The 21218-nt window shown below is 47.6% G+C and carries 17 protein-coding genes; all 17 read right to left on the bottom strand.

From position 1 onward, the window contains the following. Window positions 1-55: 55 nt before the first annotated feature. Window positions 56-1309, bottom strand: a complete 1254-nt coding sequence (locus tag C7R92_RS19895; protein WP_069849231.1) for a M16 family metallopeptidase — start codon at window positions 1307-1309, stop codon at window positions 56-58. A 112-nt stretch (window positions 1310-1421) separates the two neighbouring features. Then, window positions 1422-2399, bottom strand: a complete 978-nt coding sequence (locus tag C7R92_RS19890; protein ID WP_106835394.1) for a polysaccharide deacetylase family protein — start codon at window positions 2397-2399, stop codon at window positions 1422-1424. Window positions 2400-2557: 158 nt separating this feature from the next. Then, entirely contained in the window at window positions 2558-4705 is a 2148-nt protein-coding gene (gene pnp, locus C7R92_RS19885) for a polyribonucleotide nucleotidyltransferase (RefSeq protein WP_106835393.1), read from the bottom strand. A gap of 266 nt (window positions 4706-4971) precedes the next feature. Then, complete coding sequence (rpsO, locus tag C7R92_RS19880; protein WP_015891708.1) at window positions 4972-5241, bottom strand: 30S ribosomal protein S15; 270 nt, start codon at window positions 5239-5241, stop codon at window positions 4972-4974. A gap of 133 nt (window positions 5242-5374) precedes the next feature. After that, window positions 5375-6316, bottom strand: coding sequence for a bifunctional riboflavin kinase/FAD synthetase (locus C7R92_RS19875; RefSeq protein ID WP_017249287.1), 942 nt, complete (start codon window positions 6314-6316; stop codon window positions 5375-5377). Between the two features lie 3 nt (window positions 6317-6319). Beyond that, window positions 6320-7246, bottom strand: coding sequence for a tRNA pseudouridine(55) synthase TruB (gene truB, locus C7R92_RS19870; protein ID WP_106835392.1), 927 nt, complete (start codon window positions 7244-7246; stop codon window positions 6320-6322). Next, on the bottom strand, window positions 7239-8234 hold the full coding sequence (locus C7R92_RS19865) for a DHH family phosphoesterase (RefSeq protein WP_106835391.1): 996 nt from the start codon (window positions 8232-8234) through the stop codon (window positions 7239-7241). Before C7R92_RS19865 ends, truB begins: the two co-directional genes overlap by 8 nt. Beyond that, window positions 8224-8589: a 30S ribosome-binding factor RbfA gene (gene rbfA, locus C7R92_RS19860; RefSeq protein ID WP_007719226.1), complete on the bottom strand. Its 366-nt coding sequence runs from the start codon at window positions 8587-8589 to the stop codon at window positions 8224-8226. Before rbfA ends, C7R92_RS19865 begins: the two co-directional genes overlap by 11 nt. A 26-nt stretch (window positions 8590-8615) precedes the next feature. Beyond that, window positions 8616-8897: a DUF503 domain-containing protein gene (locus C7R92_RS19855; RefSeq protein ID WP_007719228.1), complete on the bottom strand. Its 282-nt coding sequence runs from the start codon at window positions 8895-8897 to the stop codon at window positions 8616-8618. Further along, complete coding sequence (gene infB / locus C7R92_RS19850; protein WP_069849240.1) at window positions 8897-11536, bottom strand: translation initiation factor IF-2; 2640 nt, start codon at window positions 11534-11536, stop codon at window positions 8897-8899. Before infB ends, C7R92_RS19855 begins: the two co-directional genes overlap by 1 nt. 21 nt (window positions 11537-11557) lie before the next feature. Next, the gene (locus C7R92_RS19845; RefSeq protein WP_007719232.1) at window positions 11558-11857 is read right to left on the bottom strand and encodes a YlxQ family RNA-binding protein; all 300 of its coding nucleotides are present in this window, start codon (window positions 11855-11857) and stop codon (window positions 11558-11560) included. Continuing rightward, window positions 11854-12144, bottom strand: coding sequence for an RNase P modulator RnpM (rnpM, locus tag C7R92_RS19840; protein WP_017249292.1), 291 nt, complete (start codon window positions 12142-12144; stop codon window positions 11854-11856). The genes C7R92_RS19845 and rnpM overlap by 4 nt, the downstream gene beginning before the upstream one ends. A gap of 2 nt (window positions 12145-12146) precedes the next feature. Continuing rightward, window positions 12147-13238, bottom strand: coding sequence for a transcription termination factor NusA (gene nusA / locus C7R92_RS19835; RefSeq protein WP_106835390.1), 1092 nt, complete (start codon window positions 13236-13238; stop codon window positions 12147-12149). A 54-nt stretch (window positions 13239-13292) separates the two neighbouring features. After that, on the bottom strand, window positions 13293-13751 hold the full coding sequence (gene rimP / locus C7R92_RS19830) for a ribosome maturation factor RimP (RefSeq protein WP_017249294.1): 459 nt from the start codon (window positions 13749-13751) through the stop codon (window positions 13293-13295). A gap of 167 nt (window positions 13752-13918) precedes the next feature. After that, the gene (locus C7R92_RS19825) at window positions 13919-18223 is read right to left on the bottom strand and encodes a PolC-type DNA polymerase III (protein ID WP_106835389.1); all 4305 of its coding nucleotides are present in this window, start codon (window positions 18221-18223) and stop codon (window positions 13919-13921) included. A 116-nt stretch (window positions 18224-18339) separates the two neighbouring features. Then, entirely contained in the window at window positions 18340-20085 is a 1746-nt protein-coding gene (locus tag C7R92_RS19820) for a proline--tRNA ligase (RefSeq protein WP_146147621.1), read from the bottom strand. A 43-nt stretch (window positions 20086-20128) separates the two neighbouring features. Further along, a complete protein-coding gene (gene ispG, locus C7R92_RS19815; RefSeq protein ID WP_048033427.1) occupies window positions 20129-21211 on the bottom strand; it encodes a flavodoxin-dependent (E)-4-hydroxy-3-methylbut-2-enyl-diphosphate synthase in 1083 nt (360 codons plus the stop codon). Window positions 21212-21218 lie beyond the last annotated feature (7 nt).

Raw genomic sequence — 21218 nt, 5'->3', positions numbered from 1 at the left:
CCTTTTATTTACTGTTGATATACGCAAAAAAATCCGGGCTATGCCGGATTTTTGCTTACAACAAAATATCGTTTTTCACGTTTTCAGGGAAGCCGTCGAGTGGACTCACCATCGCCATAGACATCTTGGAACGGAACAGTTGCTGCGCCACAGCCAAAACAGATTCATGGGAAACACGGTCAATTTTGGCGATGATCTCGTCTAAACTTAGGTGACGGCCTAACAGGAGTTCATTCTTGCCAAGTCGACTCATACGGCTATTCGTGCTTTCCAAGCTGAGCATCAGGCTGCCTTTCAGCTGCTCTTTTCCTTTGTTCAGCTCTTTGTCCGTAATTCCATGATCAGCGACATCGCGTAGGACGCGCGAAACGATGTCAAAAACCTGTCCTACTTGCTCTGGTGCCGTTCCTGTATACACGTGGAACGTACCCGCTTCTTTGTAGGACGAATGATAGGAATAAACAGAGTATGCCAAGCCGCGCTCTTCTCGAATTTCTTGGAACAGACGCGAGCTCATGCTGCCACCTAGCACATTGTTCAGCAAAATCAAGGAGTAGACTTCAGGATGCCCTACCTTAAAGCCAGGTAGTGACAGGCACAGATGCGCTTGCTCTGTCGCTTTATGATGTGCGATCACATTTCCAGCAAAATCAGGAGTAGACAAGGTCGGCATACTGCCTGGACGCGAGAAAGTCTGAAAGCGCTTTTGAATGTCTTCAATTAAACTGTCTTCAAAATTTCCTGCTACTGTTATCACCGTATTCGTTGGCAGGTAATGCTGATCAATATAACCGAGCAAATCGTCACGTTTCAAGCTACGCAGGACATCCTCCGTACCCAAAATTGAATACCCCAGTGGGTGTGTGCTGTACGAAGCGCGCGCAATTAAATCATGCACCATATCATCTGGCGCGTCTTCATACATGCTAATTTCTTCAATGACGACGTTCTTTTCCTTTTCCAACTCATCTGCATCAAACACCGAGTTGAAATACATATCAGAAAGAACATCGAGGGCGATTGGAGCGTGTTGGTCGAGCACCCTTGCGTAATAGCAGGTATACTCCTTCGAGGTAAAGGCGTTCACGTTTCCGCCAATCTCATCAAAGGTTTCCGCAATTTCCTTTGCAGAACGAGTAGTCGTGCCTTTGAAAAACATATGCTCGAGAAAATGGGAAATCCCGTTGTTTTTCTCGTTTTCATATTTCGAACCAGTCCCTACCCAGATGCCTAAGGCAACGGAGCGAACGGACGGAATCCGTTCCGTCACGATTCGAAGACCGTTATCACACGTATGACGTTGTATCACGTAAATCCTCCTCGGTTGTTCATCTGTCTCTACCCGAAACCTCGGGGAATTTCTTGTAAACACGTCTAACTATAGCAAACTTCCTTTGTCTCCACAATAAATGAACATGTATTTACGGTGAAGGGAGTCTGCGACTCGATATTACCTCCGAAACAGTCGTCGGCTGTAGCCCCTTCTTTTTGGCGATCGTCAGAAGTTGATCTAAACTGGCCTCGGAGGTAGATGTAGGGTGCATGAGTACGAGGACACCGTTCTCCATTTTCCGGCTGATTTTATTGATCACATAAGCAGGCGAAGGTTTCTGCCAGTCAATCGTATCTGCCGTCCATAAAATCGTCTTCATTTGATAAGAAGAATGCGCGATTTGTACAACGCGTTGGTTAAAAGCACCAGATGGCGGTGCAAACAAGGAGGGCTTCACTTCCAGCGTTTTATAAATAACATCTTGCGTACGACTTATCTCTTGATGAATTCTCTGTGTGCCCAGTGTGTTCATATCGGGATGGGAATACGCATGATTACCAATCTCATGGCCACGAGCCAAGATTTTTTTTGCTTCTTCTGGGTAACGTTTTGCCCAAGAACCATCCAGAAAGAAGGTTGTCTTTACCTTGTGTTTATCGAGTGTATTGAGCATTGAATCGAGATACTCATTTCCCCACGCCACATTGATCATGAAAGAAATCGCTGGCTTATTCGGATTTCCGCGATAGATGGGATGTGCTCCCAATTGCTCAAGCGAAACCGCTGGAGGTACTTCCTTGTATACCAGCAAATCTGGACTAGACACACCCGCAGCCAGCATTTTATTGATTGATTCTTCTACATCCACAACACGGCCATTATATCCCGGAATCGCTTTCCACGTCTGATCGACGACGGCATCTATCGGCTGTTCCTCTCTGCCCTCTTTCCACTTTTCAATCTGCGCCCGTAAACGCGCTTTTTCGTTTTCGTTATGATTTCCATTCACTACCTGGACATGTTTGATCGTACTGATGTAATGATGAATAGGCTGATAATTCAAGAGAACGATCAGCGCTGCTCCATATATAACGATGAACAAAAGTCTCCTGGTCCTATTCGTCATTAGGGCGTCGCCCTCCTCTATCGATCGTACGAGTCTCTCTTGTCCAATGTATGAGAGGAAGGAACGACTTAGACATACGAAACGGGAGCATCTGGCACATAAAAGAAAAAAGCTTCCGTACACGAATTTCTTCGAGTGACGAAGCCTTTTGTTTTTCTTTATTCTGCTTTTGTTGGTGTTTCAGCAGCTTGTGCCGCAGCAGCTTGCTCTTTCAAAACTACTTTGCGAGAAAGATTCACACGACCTTGGTCGTCGATCTCGGTCACTTTCACTTGTACTTTATCACCAACTGCGACAACATCTTCTGTTTTGGCTACACGCTCTTCAGCCAGTTGAGAGATGTGGCACAAGCCTTCTTTACCTGCGAACAATTCGATGAACGCACCGTACTTCTCTACGCGTTTTACTGTTCCCAGGTAAACCTGACCAACAGCTACCTCACGAACCAGATCTTCAATGATTTGTTTCGCGCGCAGATTCGCTTCGTGGTTGATGGATGCGATGAAGACTCGTCCATCTTGCTCGATATCGATTTTTACGCCGGTTTCTTCGATAATCTTATTGATGACACGACCTTGTGGACCGATTACATCACGAATTTTCTCCGGATTGATCGTCATGGTCATGATTTTTGGTGCATAAGGAGACAGTTCTTTACGCGGTTCGGAAATCGTGCTCATCATATGGTTCAGGATGTGCAAACGACCTACACGCGCTTGCTCCAAGGCCAGCTCTAAAATCTCACGGTTGATACCGGAAATTTTGATGTCCATTTGGATAGCTGTTACACCAGCCTCTGTACCCGCTACTTTGAAATCCATGTCTCCCAAATGATCTTCCATACCTTGAATATCAGTCAGGATCGAGAAAGATTTCTCATCTTTGCTCATGATCAAGCCCATCGCAATACCTGCTACCGGAGCTTTGATCGGTACACCTGCATCCATCAAGGCAAGTACGCTCGCGCAAATCGACGCTTGCGATGTGGAACCGTTGGATTCAATTACTTCGGATACGAGACGAATCGTGTATGGGAACTCTACCTCAGATGGAATGATCGGCTCAATTGCACGCTCACCCAACGCACCGTGTCCGATTTCACGACGCCCTGGAGGACGCAACGGACGTGCTTCACCCACGCTATACGGTGGGAAGTTGTAGTGGTGCATAAAACGCTTGGATTCTTCCAGACCGAGTCCATCGAGAATTTGAACATCTCCCAGCGCGCCCAATGTGCAAACGCTCAGTGCTTGCGTCTGACCGCGGGTAAACATAGCAGAGCCATGTGTACGGGAAAGAATGGTTGTCTCACTGGACAGCGGGCGGATTTCGTTCAGAGCGCGTCCATCAGGGCGAACTTTCTCATCCGTAATCAGACGGCGAACCTCATCCTTGACAATATTGCCAAGTACTTCGCTAATCATCTTTTCCTGCTCTGGGTATGCCTCAGGGTCCTTGGCTGCAAAATGCTCTTTGGTGTCTGCCTTGATATCGTCAATAGCATCGTAGCGTGCTTGTTTTTCTTCGATGCGAACAGCTTCTTTCAGGCGAGCTTCCGCATATTCACGCACAGCTTGATCGATTTCAGGATCCACCTCATGCAAGATGACTTCCATCTTTTGCTTGCCAATTTCGGACACGATCATGTTCTGGAATTCTACCAGTTGCTTAATAACGTCATGACCAGCCATGATCGCTTCGAGCATTACTGCTTCCGGTACTTGGTTCGCAGCTGCTTCCACCATGTTAATCGCTTTGTGTGTACCTGCGACAGTCAGGTGAATATCGCTTTTCTCCGCTTGAGCTACGGTAGGGTTAATGACGAACTCCCCGTCAATTCGTCCTACGATCACTCCTGCAATCGGACCTTCAAAAGGAATTTCCGAAACGGATAGCGCTGCGGAAGTACCAATCATCGCAGCGATTTCAGGTGAGCAGTCTTGATCCACAGACAGAACAGTATTTACGATTTGTACATCGTTACGGAATCCTTCTGCAAAAAGAGGGCGGACAGGGCGGTCAATCAAGCGGCTAGCCAAAATTGCCTTTTCGCTTGGACGTCCTTCTCTTTTAATAAAGCCGCCAGGAATTTTCCCAACCGCGTAGAGACGCTCCTCATAGTTGACAGTCAATGGAAAGAAATCAAGTGGTTTTGGTTCCTTCGAGACTGTAACTGCGGACAGGATTGCTGTATCGCCGTAACGAACCAAGACCGAACCATGCGCCTGTTTAGCCATTTTGCCAAATTCCAGGGTCAGTTTTCGGCCTGCCAGTTCGAAGTCATATGTACGGTATTGTTGCTCCATGATGCTAGCAGTCCTCCTTCACAACAATGTGCATTTCACACTTTGTTTTCTACCTATATGTATTATTTCCTGCCATGATAAAAATTAAATGGCTACCTTTGGCAGTCTTTCTAGATAATAAAAAAAGCTTCTTTTGAAGCTAATTAAATCTACCAGATAGGTCACAAGCTTTTTTACTCGTTTCGGATGGGCTTAGCGCATTTCTACGCTAAACCCTCCTACACGATAGAAAAAGCGGGCAGAACCCGCTTTTTACAAGACGCTGATTAGCGGCGCAGACCCAGGCGGTCTACAACCGAACGATAGCGTTGAACATCTGCTTCACGCAGGTATGTCAACAGGTTACGACGTTGACCAACCATTTTCAAGAGACCACGACGGCTGTGGTGATCTTTCTTGTGCGTACGCAAGTGTCCGTTCAGATTGTTAATGTTTTCGGTCAAGATAGCGATTTGCACTTCCGGTGAACCGGTGTCGTTCTCATGAGTACGGAACTCTTGAATCAGTTGAGTTTTACGTTCTTGAGTCAATGCCATCATGACTCACCTCCTCATTTTTTATACCGTTCGCCGAGTCTGCCGTCGGTGAGAATCGGACAGCCAAGCTACGGTTATCTGTACAACGTTTTGAATTATAGCATACCATTTTGTGAAATGCAAAGAGAATCCTTTACGAGATTCCCTCTGCGAATTTTTGTTTCGCCGTTTGTACATCTCGTCCAATTTGCGCAATGAGTGCATCGACTCCAGCAAATTTCTGTTCTTCCCGAATGTAGAACAGGAACTCTACTTCTACTTCTTTGTCATAGATTTCACCAGAGAACTCAAAAATGTGCACTTCTAATGACTTTTCTTTTTTCTCCAGTTCAAATGTAGGCTTGATGCCTACGTTCATGACGCCATAGTAGCTTTGTTCATCTACGGTAAACCGAACGCCGTAGACTCCATTCTTTCCGATTAAGTACGGCTGATTCACTTGGACGTTCGCTGTTGGAAAGCCAATGGTTCGACCGCGTTTGTCGCCATGCACGACTGTCCCGCGAACTTTGTAGGAGCGGCCTAGCAAATGGCGAACCTGCTCGACATCCCCATGATGCAGATATTCACGGATGATTGTACTGCTCACTTTTTCACCCAAACGATTTACCGGACCCACTATGTCGAGCCCATAGCGACCTTTGCTCATTTCTTGCAGGGTATGGGCAGTCCCCATCCCGCGATAGCCAAAGGTGTAGTCGAAGCCAACGACAATATGGCGGCATTCCAATGGGAGAAGGCACTCTGCGATGAAATCTTCTGGATAAATAGCCGCAAAGCTAATATCGAACTTCATTACATAAGTGGTGTCTACGCCCATCTTTTCGAATTGCTCGAGCTTGTCTGCAAGTGGTGTCAAATAGCGGGTATAACCGCTTTGCCCCAATACTTCTCGAGGATGCGGATCAAAGGTCACTACCGTACTTTGCCATCCGTTTGCTTTCGCTGTATCAATCGCCTTTTGGATTACACGGCGATGCCCAATATGTACACCATCAAAGTACCCCAGTGCAATCGCACAAGGATTCGCTTGCAGGTCAGACGGAAACGGGTATGTCAGGTAGATCGTTTTCACGGATTACACCTCGGCTGGAAAGACTTTTTCTGGTTTGGCGAAAAGTCCTTTGTCTCCACGGCATACGCGATGGATGCCAAGTAATTCTTCCCCCGCAAACAAGCAAATCAAACTTCCTTCCTCCGTAGTGACGCCCGGAAGCGCAGTCGCAAGTCCATTACGTACTGCTTTGATCCGTTCTGGCTTAACCTGAAACGACGGTAAGAACGAGATTGCCTGAGGGATGGAGACCAAGTAGCGGGAAATGTCTTCCCCGGTTACTGCCTGTTCCTCAATCTGCTGGAGGGGGATTGCCTCTTGCTCCTGGAACGGGCCGCTTTTTATTCGCCGCAACAGCTTCATATGGGCAGGATAACCCAGAGCGCGTCCGAGGTCAACACATAAGGTGCGCATGTATGTGCCTTTGGAGCACGTGCATGTGAATGCAACATCGACAGTGTCCCCATCCACGCTGATCTTATGAAGGGTCAGCTCATACAGCGTCACTTTCCGTGCCTGCCGTTCGATCACCGTGCCTTCACGAGCCAGGTCGTACAACCGCTTGCCGTTTACCTTCACCGCAGAGAACATCGGAGGTACCTGCTCCATTTCACCCAAAAAGGATTCGAACAGCGCTTGAATACGCTCCGTCGTGATCGATGCTGCATCTACGCTAGCTTGCTCCACCACTTCTCCAGAAGCATCTTCCGTCGTGGTCGAAGAGCCGAGGCGCATGACTACATCATAGCGCTTAGGCAGCTCTTGCAAATATTCAACTAGCCTCGTTGCGTGTCCCACACAAATGGGGAGTACACCCGTTACATCTGGATCCAGTGTACCCGTATGCCCCACTTTTTTCGTTCCATACAATCGACGAATTCGTGCTACACAATCATGGGAGGTCATACCAGCTGGCTTATCGATAACCAGCACGCCGTTCACGTTACTCATCGAATTTCACTCCTACTGCATCGTCCAGCACAGTCCATACTCTTTGCTGTACTTCTGAAAGTGGTCCTTTGATCGTGCATCCTGCTGCTTTTGCGTGTCCACCGCCACCGAGCTGCTTAGCAATGACAGCTACGTCAACCCGATCGCGAGCACGCATGCTCACCTTGACCACTCCCGGTTCCGCTTCCACAAAAGAAACGCCTACCTCGACTCCCTCAATGTTGCGGCAGTAATTCACCAATCCACCAGCATCTTCTCGCTCAGCACCCACTTCGGCAAAATCTGCGGCCGAAACAGTGATCGAAGCAACCAAATTTTGATGGGACAGTTGCAAGGCTTGGAGAGCACGTCGCAAAACTTTCACATGGGCAAAAGTGATTTCCTCCAGGCAGCGCTCTGCTACGTCTCCTGGCTTCACACCATATCCGAGCAATCGAGCAGCGATTTCCATGACGCGCGGTGATGTATTGGAATAGCGGAAACCGCCTGTATCTGTCAGAAGACCTGTATAGATGCACAGCGCAAGCTCTTCATTGAAAGAAACCCCAGCTGCTTCTGCAACATCAAACAAAATCTCTGCTGTTGCGGCTGCATCCGGCCGAACCAGATTTACCGTTCCAAAATGATCGTTGGTCGGATGGTGATCGATATTCAGCAAAGCAGCGCCAGACGCAAATAAAGACCGTACATCGCCCATCCGCGACTCATCCGCGCAGTCTACAGCGATTACGGCCCCGAACGTCTCGTTCAGTGGTTGCTTGCGCAGGTTATAAAGACGGTCAAACCTCGGCAAGAAGTTAAACTTGATCGGTGTTTCCCCTTCGTTTACAACCACATACTCTTTTCCCAACTGCTCTAGCATGAGCACGACTCCCAAAGCAGATCCTGTAGCATCTCCGTCAGGACTTACATGAGAGAGAACCAGGAAGCGGTCGTGCTCCTGCATAAACCGCGCCGCTTCCTGTACTGCTATTTGATTAGGATTCATCCTGTTTCTCTCCCTCTGTGGAGATTTCCCGCAGGATTGATTCAATTTTGCTGCCGTAGTCAATGGACTCGTCCAGCTTGAATACAAAATCAGGAATGTGACGCAGCTTTACGCGTTTCCCGATCTCCGTACGCAAATAACCTTTTGCTTTTGTCAAACCTGCAAGAGAAGCTTTACGTTCTTCCTCACTGCCAAAAATGCTGACAAAAACCTTTGCCAATTGCAGGTCACTACTTACCTCTACATCTGTTACCGTTACGAAACCGACACGAGGATCTTTGAGTCCACGCTGCAATACGAGGCTCAGCTCTTTTTTGATTTCTTCACCTACGCGGCTAATCCGTGTTTTATTCATCGATTTTCACCTCCGCTGACTGTTCATTAATCGTAGTATTCCGTATCCACACGAATCAACTCTACATCTGGATGGTTCTCTACAAATCGGACGACAGTCTGCATTTCTTGTTGTAAAAAAGAGATCTCATTAGCAACGGCAGCGATACCCAATACGGTACGCTGCCATTGCTCGAGATAAGCCACCTCTGCCGCGGAGACGTTAAATCGGCTCCGCAGCTTGCCGATCAGACTTTTGACGATGGCCCGTTTTTCTTTCAGGTTTTGGCTAGCGGGCAGAAACAGTTCAATCTGCACACCTGCTATCATTATTGTTTCACTTCAACCATGACGAATGCTTCGATGACATCGCCGATTTTGAGATCATTGAAGCGTTCCAAAGTCAGACCGCACTCATAGCCAGCTGCAACGTCTTTCGCATCATCTTTGAAGCGCTTGAGGGTATCAAGTTTACCTTCATAAATTACAATGCCTTCACGGATCAAACGCGCACCAGCATCGCGGCTCAATTTACCTTCAGTCACATAGCAACCAGCGATGTTTCCGACTTTGGATACTTTGAACACTTCACGAATCTCAGCTTGACCGATAATATTTTCTTTGAAGACTGGATCAAGCATACCTTTGAGAGCAGACTCGATCTCTTCGATTACAGTGTAGATGACACGGTGCAGGCGAATGTCGATCTTCTCTTGTTCAGCCATGCTGCGTGCATTCGGTTCAGGACGCACGTTGAAGCCAATGATGATCGCATTCGATGCATTTGCCAGCGTAACATCGGATTCCGTAATCGCGCCAGCACCTGTATGAATGATTTTCACACGTGTACCGTTGACATCGATTTTTTCCAAAGAACCGCGCAGAGCTTCTACAGAACCTTGTACGTCACCTTTTACAATCAGGTTCAGTTCTTTGATATCGCCCTCTTGGATGTGTTGGAACAAGTCATCCAAAGAAACACGGGAGCTCTCACGACGCTCGGATTCACGCTGTTTGGAAGCACGTGCTTCCCCGATCGCGCGGGCTTTTTTCTCGTCTTCAAAAACACGGAACTGGTCGCCTGCTTGTGGAACATCATTCAGACCCGTGATTTCAACTGGTGTAGATGGGCCAGCTTCTTTCAGACGGCGTCCTTTGTCGTTAACCATGGCACGCACACGACCGAAAGCAGAACCTACAACGATAGGATCACCAACGCGCAGTGTACCTTGTTGAACCAGAATGGTTGCGACTGGACCGCGTCCTTTGTCAAGCTCTGCTTCCACTACAGTACCACGAGCACGCTTATCTGGGTTTGCTTTCAGTTCTTGTACTTCGGATACGAGCAAGATGTACTCAAGCAGTTCTTCAATACCAGTACGTTGCTTTGCAGACAATGGGGAGAAAATCGTCTCGCCGCCCCACTCTTCGGCAACCAGTTCATACTCGGTCAATTCTTGCTTGATACGGTCCATATTTGCTTCTGGTTTGTCAATCTTGTTGACCGCTACGATGATTGGCACATTCGCTGCCTTCGCATGGCTGATCGCTTCAATCGTTTGCGGCATGACACCATCATCTGCTGCAACAACCAGAATCGTGATATCCGTAATTTGCGCACCACGTGCACGCATGGTTGTGAAGGCCGCGTGACCTGGCGTATCGAGGAAAGTAATTTTCTTTCCTTTGATCTCTACTTGGTACGCACCAATGTGCTGCGTAATTCCGCCTGCTTCGCCTGCTACAACGTTTGTAGAGCGAATCGCATCCAGCAAAGTCGTTTTCCCGTGGTCAACGTGACCCATGATGGTGACAACTGCCGGGCGCTCCAAGAGGCTTTCTGGTGCATCTACTTCTTCCAATGTTTCGAAGTTGGTTTCATCGATGATGATTTTTTCTTCGACTTCAATGCCATAATCTGCGCAAATAAGTTCGATGGCTTCACGATCGAGGTACTGGTTAATCGTTGCCATGATCCCCAAATTAAACAGCTTTTTGATTACTTCTGCTGGTTCTTTACGTAGTTTTACAGCCAATTCGTTAACGGTCAAAGACTCGGTAAAGGTAATTTTTGTTGGTGGGTCAAATACTGGACGTGGAGCCTTTTGGCCACCACGATTGTTATTGCCACGGCGATTATTTTGGTTATAGCGGTTATTACCACCGCCACGGAAAGGCTGACTCTTCTTGTTATCTTCAAAAGTCTTTTGAGTCTGTGGACCCTTTTTGATTTTCTCACGTTTTTCTGTACCCACATTGGATGGGAGATTTACTTTATCTTCAAATTCTTCCCCTGTACGTCCCTCTGTTTGATTTGCAACAGGTTGTTGTGCAGGACGCTGTTGGTTTTGTGGTCGTTGATGATTGTTCTGTGGTCTTTGTTGTCCTTGACCCTGTGGTCTTTGCTGTCCTTGACCCTGTGGTCTTTGCTGTCCTTGACCCTGTGGTCTTTGTTGGCCTTGGCCTTGTGGTCGTTGCTGATTACCTTGTGGCTTGCGGTCATTCGGCTTTGCGGGTTGACTTCTCATATTGTTTGGTTTTCTCTCCTGATTCTTCCCCTGATTTTTTCCATGCTGAGGACTTTGCTGATCGGAATTGGCACTCGCACTGTTGTTAGCTGGACGATTGATGTTTGATGTGCTTCCTCCACGATCGCTGTTTGGTCTGTCATTTCTAACCGTTTGAGCTTGCCCCGCTTGTTGCTGGGGTTTGTTCTGTTGTCCTCTGGAGTCGTTGGGGCGTTGTTGATCTTCCGTTTGTTTGGGTCTTGCATCACTTGGCGTATTACGCTGCTCCGGTTTGGCACCAGAACGCAATTTAGCCATGTGATCCTCGATCCTCTTGATCGTCCCTTCTTCCATGATACTCATATGATTTGCAACTTCTATATTCAATCGTTTTAGCAAATTGAGGATTTCCTTACTGCTCATGTTGTGCTGTTTGGCATATTCATACACACGTGTCTTCAAATATACTTCACCCTTTCTAAATTAGGTGAGCAGACGCTGAATGCTTTCGGCCAATTTCCCATCGGTTACCGCCACGGTAACGCGCCCATCTTTTCCGATTGCGTGTCCCAATGAATGTCGGTCGCCAGTGGTTACACATGAGACACCGTAATAGGAACATTTATCCTTTACTTTCTTAGCGGTATTGTCTGATGCATCTGATGCGAGCAAAACCAGGCGGGCCTGCCCATTACGAATAGCGGTAATGACTAGCTCCTCCCCGGTAACGATCTTTCTCGCACGCATCGCCAATCCGAGTAATTGTGCTGCTTTTGGGATCATTTTCCCATCATCTCCAGCCATTTCTCACGGAAAGCATCATACTTTTCTTGGGAGATGGACATATTGAGGGCACGTTCCAGCACTTTTTTCCATTTTCCCGATGCGAACGCATCCGGCTTCAGACAGCTTTCCTGCCGACACACATAGGTACCGCGTCCCGCCGCCCTTCCAGTAAGATCAATGACGATCTCTTCTTCTGGAGTCCGGACGACGCGGACTAATTCCTTTTTCGGAAACATTCCTTGGCAAACAATGCACTTACGCAACGGGATCTTTTTTTGCTTCATGATTATTCGTTGTCCGTCCCTTCATCGCTCTCTACTTCTTTTGGATAAGCGATGCCTTCTTGGTCGGCTTGGGACTCGCTCTTGATATCGATCTTCCAGCCAGTCAGCTTTGCTGCCAGGCGTGCGTTTTGGCCGCGCTTACCAATCGCCAGAGACAATTGATAATCAGGAACGATCACACGTGTAACCTTCTCCGTGACGTTAACCTCAACATGCAGCACCTTTGCAGGGCTAAGTGCGTTGGCTACATACTCGGCAGGATCTTCAGACCAACGAACAATGTCGATCTTTTCGCCTTTCAGCTCCGTAACGATCGTTTGGACACGCATGCCCTTTGGACCCACACATGCTCCAACTGGATCTACATCTGCGTTGATCGAATGAACAGCGATCTTCGAACGATCACCTGCTTCACGCGCTACAGACTTGATTTCAACCACACCGTCATATATTTCTGGCACTTCTAATTCAAAGAGGCGCTTCAAGAGCCCCGGGTGAGTACGGGAAACGACGATTTGCGGTCCTTTAGTGGTTTTCTCTACTTTGATGATGTATGCCTTCACGCGATCTTGTGATTTAAAATCTTCGGATGGCATTTTTTCGGTGATCGGCATAACGGCTTCCGCCTTACCCAGATCAATGTAATAATTGCGAGCGTCCATACGCTGAACGACGCCTGTTACGATATCGTCTTCACGCTCAATAAACTCGCTGTAGATCAAACCGCGCTCCGCTTCGCGAATGCGCTGTGTAACCACTTGCTTCGCAGTCTGAGCAGCAATACGACCGAAATCACGAGGCGTTACCTCGATTTCGACGATGTCCTCCAGACGGAAGTTAGGATCGATTTCTTGTGCTGCTTCTTGAGAGATCTCTAGGCGCGTATCCAATACCTCTTCTACTACGTTCTTCCGCGCAAACACACGCACTATACCTGAATGACGATTTACATCCACCCGTACATTTTGGGCCGAGTTGAAGTTACGTTTGTATCCAGAGATAAGAGCCGCTTCGATGGCCTCAATCAGTACGTCTTTGGTGATGCCTTTCTCTCTCTCAATGGCTTCTAAAGCCTCGATAAAATCGCCGTTCATGACTTTCGTTGCCTCCTCCTTTACTTACCACGGGCTACCACAAGCTACTGACAATTAAAAAACAATCGCCAATCTGGCTGTGTCAATTTGCTCTTGGGAAATTACATACGTTTTCTTTGCCTCTTTCACTGTCAGCTTGCCATCTTCAAAGGATATCAGTTCGCCTTCGAACTGGCTTGATCCTTCTACTGGCTCTTTTGTTGTGATATGAACATGTCTGCCAACAGCTTTCGTGAAATCCTTATCCTTACGCAAAGGGCGCTCAGCACCCGGCGAAGATACTTCTAAAAAGTATGCCGTAGGGATGGGATCTACTTCGTCTAGTTTTTCGCTCAGCTTCTCGCTGACAAGGCGGCAGTCATCAATATCGATGTTGCCAGTTTCATTGTCGATAAACACGCGCAGAAACCAGTTGCTGCCTTCCTTTTTGTACTCGATGTCAACCAGCTCCAGGCCCACTTCTTCAACGATGGGCGTGACGAGTTCAGTGACGATGCCCGTTACCTTGCTCAAGCAAGTACCTCCTTCTCATTTGAACCATGAGGTGTAGCCAGAAAGAAAGAGTGGGTTTCCCCACTCTCGATCAGCCATGCGTATAAAACCAGTATTTCCAAAAAAATTATAGCATAACAGCCCTCCGCTGACAACCTTTGGATGACCGTCTGCCTTGACAGCAAGCCTTAGAACAAAGATAACTGATTGGATTCCGGCAGTCCTTTCAACGCACCCTGTTCGTCCAAGAACTCCAAAATGGTCTTGGAGATGCGGGAACGGGATAAGAGGTCTTCCTTGGACAAAAACTCCCCTTGTTCTCTCGCCTGTACGATACTGATCGCTGCGTTCGTCCCTAAGCCAGGCAGGGCGTTGAATGGAGCGATCAGAGTGTCACCCTCGATCAGGAAGCGCGTTGCGTCCGATTTGTACAAATCAACGTTCGTAAAACGGAAGCCGCGTTCTACCATTTCCAGCGCCATCTCCAAGACAGTCAGCAATGCCTTTTCTTTTGGCTGTGCATCGTGTCCCTTACCCTCGATCTCTTCAATCTTTTGCTTGATTGCTGCTGAGCCTTTGACCATCAACGGAATATCAAAGTCATCTGCGCGAACAGTGAAATACGTCGCGTAAAACTCCAATGGACGATGAACTTTGAAGTATGCGATCCGTACTGCCATCATGACGTAAGCAGTCGCGTGCGCCTTCGGGAACATGTATTTGATCCGCTGACACGATTGAATATACCATTCTGGCACATTGTTATTGCGCATTTCTTCTTGGTCGTCTTCAGGAACCCCTTTACCTTTACGTACAGACTCCATGATCTTAAAGGCACGAGAAGGCTCTAGCCCTTTATAGATCAAGTACACCATGATATCGTCACGACAACCAATTACGTCCGGCAGCTTACATGTACCGTTTCGAATCAAGTCCTGTGCATTATTCAGCCAAACGTCCGTACCGTGTGAAAGTCCAGAAATCTGAACAAGCTCCGCAAACGTAGTCGGTTTGGTGTCTTCTAACATCTGACGTACAAATTTGGTTCCAAACTCAGGAATGCCAAGTGTCCCCATATTCGTACCGATTTGTTCTGGTGTGACTCCCAACGCTTCCGTCGTACTGAAAATGGACATGGTCTTTTTATCATCCAGTGGAATCGTCTTCGGGTCCATTCCCGTCAAGTCTTGCAACATACGAATAACGGTCGGATCATCGTGTCCCAGAATATCAAGTTTCAGCAAGTTATCGTGAATGGAGTGGAAGTCGAAATGGGTTGTGCGCCATTCTGATTCATTATCATCAGCCGGGAACTGAATCGGACAAAAGTCTTCAATCTCCATGTAGTCAGGTACTACGATAATACCGCCCGGATGCTGTCCCGTCGTCCTTTTTACGCCTGTGCAGCCGTTGACGATCCTGGATATCTCCGCATTACGCAGCGTCATGCCACGCTCATCGGCATACTTTCGCACGTAGCCATACGCTGTTTTTTCCGCAACGGTACCAATCGTTCCGGCACGATAAACGTAATCCGCTCCGAACAGCTCTTGTGTGTATTTATGTGCACGCGGCTGATAGTCACCAGAGAAGTTCAAGTCAATATCCGGTACCTTGTCGCCTTTAAAACCAAGGAACGTTTCGAACGGAATATCTTGCCCGTCTTTGGCATACATCGTGCCGCATTCTGTGCATGCTTTATCCTCCAGGTCAAACCCAGAGGCGATGGAACCGTCTGTGATAAATTCACTGTGCTTACAATCTGGACAACGATAGTGAGGAGGCAATGGGTTTACCTCAGTAATCTCAGACATCGTGGCAACAAAAGACGAGCCTACAGACCCACGTGAACCTACCAGGTAACCATCATTCAACGATTTCGTTACCAAACGCTGAGAAATCAAATAAATCACACCGAAGCCGTGCTTGATGATACTGTTCAATTCTTTTTCCAAGCGATGCTCGACCAGTTCGGGCAATGGATCACCATACAACAACCTTGCTTTGTCATAACACATTTGACGCAGCTCATCATCCGCCCCTTCAATGATCGGCGTGTACAGCTTGTCTGGAATCGGACTAATATCCTCAATCATATCCGCAATGGCATTCGTATTGGTTACAACAATTTCTTTTGCGGTCTCTTCCCCCAAAAAGGAAAACGCCTCTAGCATCTCTTCCGTTGTATGGAAGTAAAGCGGCGGCTGGTTTCCTGCCGTTGGGTCCCCTTTTGACAATAAGAAAACATCGCGGAAGATTTCATCTTGCGGATTGAGAAAATGCACATCTCCTGTGGCTACGACCAGCTTGCCGAGCTCTTTTCCCATTTCCACAATCTTTTGATGATAGCCCTTCATCGTCTCCAATGATGGAATTTCTTCATTACGCAATAGTGGTGAGTAATGAGCAACCGGCTGTATTTCCAAAAAGTCGTAATAACTAGCAACTTCCTTCAGTTCTTCTGGTGACTTACCACGCAGAATCGACTGCATCAGCTCGCCATCCTTACATGCTGTCCCGATTAACAAGCCTTCACGGTATTTGGTCAGCTGGCTTCGCTGAATTCGTGGCCAACGGAAGAAGGTTTCCACATGGGAACGACTCACGAGCTTGTACAGGTTTTTGAGGCCTTCTTTATTTTGCACGAGAATCGTCGCATGGAATGGACGGCCACTCTTGTAATCCGCCTCTTCGTTGCTTTTTTCATTCAGTTCAGCAAGCGATTTGATTTCCGCTTCTTTTATGTCCTTCAGCATTTGCTGGAACACTTGAGCCAAGGCCACGGTATCGTCCAACGCACGGTGAGCATTAATGAGCTCGACGTTGAACTTTTTCGCTAATGATCCCAAACGATAATTGCGCATTCCTTTGTACATCAAACGCGCCAAAGGCAGGGTATCTAAAAATGGATTGGTCCATGGTTCCATGCCAATCCGTTTGGCGCAGGCGTTAATAAACGCTTTATCAAACTCTGCATTATGCGCAACGAGGATGGCGTCACCAGTAAAATCTTTGAACTTGCGGAGTACCACATCGAGTGTCTCTTGCCCGCGGAGCATTTCGTTGGTAATCCCCGTAATCTCGGTTGTCTTTGGCCCAATTTCCAATTGCGGGTCGATCAGTTCCGTCCATTGGTCGACAATTTCTGAGCCTTTCATTTTGACAGCAGCGATCTCGATGATTGTATGCTCTGAGGCGTTTAACCCCGTCGTCTCCGTATCAAACACGACGTATTCGGTATTTTCATCAATGGAGAGATTGTTGTCTGCTTGCATGTTGTAAACGATATCGATACCATCTTCGACTACGTAGGCTTCCATACCGAGAATGCATTTGATGTTGTTCTTTTTGGCGATAGAATACGCCTCTGGAAAAGCCTGTACGACACCATGGTCAGTGACAGCAATTGCTTTATGACCCCACTTTGCTGCCGTCGAGACCAGTGATTTTACGGATGCAACGGCATCCAGCGCACTCATCGGCGTATGGCAGTGGAGCTCGACACGTTTTTCTTCCGCGTGATCTTTGCGAATGACCTGCTCAATCTGGTTCAAATCATTGGCATTCATCACAAGATCGCGTACAAATGTGTCATGCTGTACACTTCCCCGTACTTTCACCCACATGCCGTCTTTCAGCAATTCAAGCATTTTCACGTCTTCTTTATCGCGGGAGAACATCTTCACCGTGAGAGAATCCGTATAATCTGAAACGTTGAACGTGAGCAAATGGCGTCCACTGCGAAGCTCTTTAACTTCTACGTTAAAAACGGTTCCTTGGATGACGATACGGCGTTCCTCATCTTGAATCTCGCAAATCGGGATCGGCGCATCTTTGATTTCATAGCCCATCATGAGCGTAGTGACAGCCTCAGCTTTATCAGACGATTTGCTCTCTTGCTGAGCAGCTGTCATCACAACTTCGACGAGAGCACGCTCTTCCTCTTTACGTTGCTCCTCAAAGGCCCTATACGCGTCATCGCTTTCTTCCCCATGGAAAGTAAAGCGCATCGAGCAATCGGTAGCTTTTTGGAAAGCAGCCAAAAGCTCATTATCCGCTCGTTTACGCTTGGCAACCTCAACGGACATCTCCGTTGGCAAGTACACCTTGACTTCCTGTTGGTCGACTTGCTTACGTGCTTGACGCATCGTACCTGCCAAGGAGTTCAGAGCTGGCTCCAGACCCGCCAGCAAGACATCCCAATACTCTTCGACTACATGATCGAGTGATGGCTTTTGGAGATAATGAAATCGGGTATCTACTTTGGCTAGATGTGAAAATGTATGCGTCAATCGCTTGGTAAAAGCTGCATAAACATCTGCAGGTATCATTCTCGGGAGGGCAAAGTGAAAAACCCATTCTTTGTTCTGCTTATACAGCTCTAACTTTTCAATCTGAGCATCAAGAAAAAATCGCTCCACCCATTCGTCAGGAACTTCCATTTGCTTGACCAATAGGGAGAAGCGATGCTTTTGCTCTTGTAAACGGTCCACGGTTTTCCCACCTTCCCTATAAGTGAGCGTTCAAACAAGAAAAAGAGGCACTCCCCTTTAAGCTAGGGGAGTACCCCGTAAAAATTCGACAAAATCCTTCTTATTCCTGCATGCAACTAGTTACCGAACAATGCAGCTCCTGTTTGGTCAACACGAGATAAGTGACGTTTCACTTCATCGACCAATTGATCCAGCTTCACATCATGTGTTTCACCGTTTTTGCGGATACGCACTTCAACTGTTCCTTCTTGTGCAGCTTTATCGGAAACCGTAATACGCAGGGGCAATCCAATCAAATCGGCATCTTTAAACTTCACACCAGCACGCTCAGGACGATCGTCAAACAAAACTTCTACGCCAGCCTTGCGCAATGCTTCTGTAATTTGTTCACTAGCTTGCCGTTGCTCTTCTACTTTAACATTGACCGGAATCACATGCACATGGAAAGGTGCAACAGATACTGGCCAAATGATTCCATTTTCATCATTGTTCTGCTCGATCACTGCCGCAATCGTACGAGATACACCGATTCCGTAGCAACCCATGATCATTGGTTGACTGCGACCATTCTCATCCAGGTACGTAGCACCCATCGCTGTGGAGTATTTCGTACCCAGCTTGAATACGTGACCGACTTCTACACCACGTGCAAACTTGATAACACCACCTGTACGAGGGCACTCGTCGCCTTCTGTAATGTTGCGCAAGTCAGCGTACTGGGAAACCGTGAAATCACGGCCAGCAACTACGTGAGTCAGATGATAGTCTGTTTCATTGGCACCGACGACACCATCATAAACTTCTTGAACAAAATTGTCCGCAATGATTTCCACTTTTTCAGGATCAATACCAACAGGGCCAACAAATCCTGCAGGAGCTCCTGTTACCGAAACGATATCCGCTTCAGAAGCCAGCCCTACGATCGTCGCATCATACAAGTTTTTCAGCTTCACTTCATTGATCTCATGATCACCGCGCACCAGAACCATAACCAGCTTGTCGTCTATGCGATAAATGAGGCTCTTGATGATTTGCTTTGCTTCGATTTGCAGTGCTTGCACCAATTGGTCGATCGTTTTGGTACCAGGCGTATGCAATTTTTCGCGAGCTGGCGCTTCTGTTGCTGGCTTCGCAGATGGCTTGTACACGACTTCTGCTTTTTCCAAGTTGGCCGCATAATCGCCTTCTTCAGAATAAGCAATCGTGTCTTCCCCAATGTCGCACAGTGCCATGAATTCGTAAGTGCCTTTTCCGCCGATTGCACCTGCATCCGCTTCTACTGCACGGAAGTTCAAGCCTACACGGGTAAAGATGTTCGTGTACGCATCATACATCGCCTGGAAGTTGCGATCCAGACCTTCTTGTGACGTATCAAAAGAGTAAGCATCCTTCATAATAAACTCGCGGCAACGAATCAAACCGAAGCGTGGACGCACTTCATCACGGAACTTGGTTTGAATTTGATAAAGGTTGATCGGGAGTTTTTTGTAAGAGTTAATCTCATCACGCACGAGACTCGTAATGACTTCTTCGTGGGTTGGACCCAAGGCAAAAGGACGATCATGACGGTCACGCAGGCGAACGAGCTCGGGACCGTATACATCCCAACGACCCGTTTGATGCCACAGCTCAGCTGGTTGCATCGCTGGCATCAACAGCTCTTGTCCCCCAGCATTGTTCATTTCTTCACGCACAATCGCTTGGATTTTGTGCAGGGAACGGAGCGCCAGGGGCAGGTACGTATAAATACCGGAAGCCAGTTGGCGGGCCATACCAGCACGGAGTAGCAGCTTGTGGCTGGCAATCTCCGCGTCGGATGGCACTTCCCGCAGGGTAGGGATCAACATTTGACTTTGCTTCAACACGTGCGTGTCCTCCTTATGCCTTATCAGCAATCAACGTGCATTACCCTACAGTTGTAGGTTTTTGCTCGTTTACCATTTCATTAATTTCTTTCATCAGCTCTTCAAACAACTCGGTTTCTTTTACTTTCCGAACAATTTCACCATTACGGAAAATCAAGCCCTCGCCATTTCCGCCGGCAACGCCTACATCTGCTTCACGAGCTTCACCAGGACCATTAACCGCGCAACCCATTACCGCTACTTTTAACGGTACTTTCAGCGTCGAAATGGCATCTTCGACTTTTGTTGCCAAGCCGATCAGGTCAATTGCGCATCGACCGCAAGATGGGCATGCAATAACCACTGGATCGTTGTTCACGATATCCAAGCTGCGAAGGATTTGTTTCGCTACTTTAATTTCTTCAACAGGATCAGCCGTCAGGGATACGCGGATGGTGTCACCGATTCCCATCGACAATACCGTTCCAATTCCAACTGAAGACTTAATGCTGCCGGAAAACTGTGTACCTGCTTCTGTAACACCGACATGCAGTGGATAGTTGCGTTTCTGTGCCATCAACGAATATGTTTGAATCATTGTTGGAACATCGGAAGACTTCAAGGAAATGACGATGTTGTCGTAATTCAAGTCTTCCAGAATTTGCACGTGGTCTATCGCACTTTCTACGATCGCTTCCGGAGAAGGGTAACCGTATTTCTCCAAAAGTCTTCTCTCCACTGAACCGGAGTTGACCCCGATACGGATCGGAACATTGCGCTCGCGGCACGCTTCCACTACGCGTTGCGTTTTTTCTTTCGAACCGATGTTTCCTGGGTTGATCCGAATTTTATCAATCCCGCTCTCCAGTGCAATCAACGCGAGCTTGTGGTCGAAATGAATGTCGGCAACAAGCGGCAATGGGGAGCGTTCTTTAATTTTTTTGATGGCACGGGCTGCATCTTCATTGATGACGGCCAAGCGAACAATTTGGCAACCGACATCGTGCAGTCTCTGAATTTCAGCCAGAGTTTTTTCTACATCACGCGTGTCTGCTGTCGTCATCGACTGGATGACTACGCTTTTTTGGCCCCCGATTTGCACTCCACCTACAAAAACCGGTTTCGTCTCCTCGCGCTTGAACATTTTGCAC

The organism is Brevibacillus porteri, assembly GCF_003013475.1.
In the GTDB taxonomy this organism is placed as follows: domain Bacteria; phylum Bacillota; class Bacilli; order Brevibacillales; family Brevibacillaceae; genus Brevibacillus; species Brevibacillus porteri.
Note: the sequence above shows the minus strand (reverse complement) of the source record. Positions and strands in the feature narration are given on the sequence as shown.

Excerpts from the sequence above, each read along its gene's own strand:
- nusA (WP_106835390.1), bottom strand. The coding sequence starts at position 13,238 with ATGAACGGCGATTTTATCGAGGCTTTAGAAGCCATTGAGAGAGAGAAA.
- rnpM (WP_017249292.1), bottom strand. The coding sequence starts at position 12,144 with ATGAAGCAAAAAAAGATCCCGTTGCGTAAGTGCATTGTTTGCCAAGGA.
- truB (WP_106835392.1), bottom strand. The coding sequence starts at position 7,246 with ATGAGTAACGTGAACGGCGTGCTGGTTATCGATAAGCCAGCTGGTATG.
- rbfA (WP_007719226.1), bottom strand. The coding sequence starts at position 8,589 with ATGAATAAAACACGGATTAGCCGCGTAGGTGAAGAAATCAAAAAAGAG.
- pnp (WP_106835393.1), bottom strand. The coding sequence starts at position 4,705 with ATGGAGCAACAATACCGTACATATGACTTCGAACTGGCAGGCCGAAAA.
- C7R92_RS19890 (WP_106835394.1), bottom strand. The coding sequence starts at position 2,399 with ATGACGAATAGGACCAGGAGACTTTTGTTCATCGTTATATATGGAGCA.
- C7R92_RS19855 (WP_007719228.1), bottom strand. The coding sequence starts at position 8,897 with ATGATAGCAGGTGTGCAGATTGAACTGTTTCTGCCCGCTAGCCAAAAC.
- C7R92_RS19865 (WP_106835391.1), bottom strand. The coding sequence starts at position 8,234 with ATGAATCCTAATCAAATAGCAGTACAGGAAGCGGCGCGGTTTATGCAG.
- ispG (WP_048033427.1), bottom strand. The coding sequence starts at position 21,211 with ATGTTCAAGCGCGAGGAGACGAAACCGGTTTTTGTAGGTGGAGTGCAA.
- C7R92_RS19845 (WP_007719232.1), bottom strand. The coding sequence starts at position 11,857 with ATGATCCCAAAAGCAGCACAATTACTCGGATTGGCGATGCGTGCGAGA.
- rpsO (WP_015891708.1), bottom strand. The coding sequence starts at position 5,241 with ATGGCATTGACTCAAGAACGTAAAACTCAACTGATTCAAGAGTTCCGT.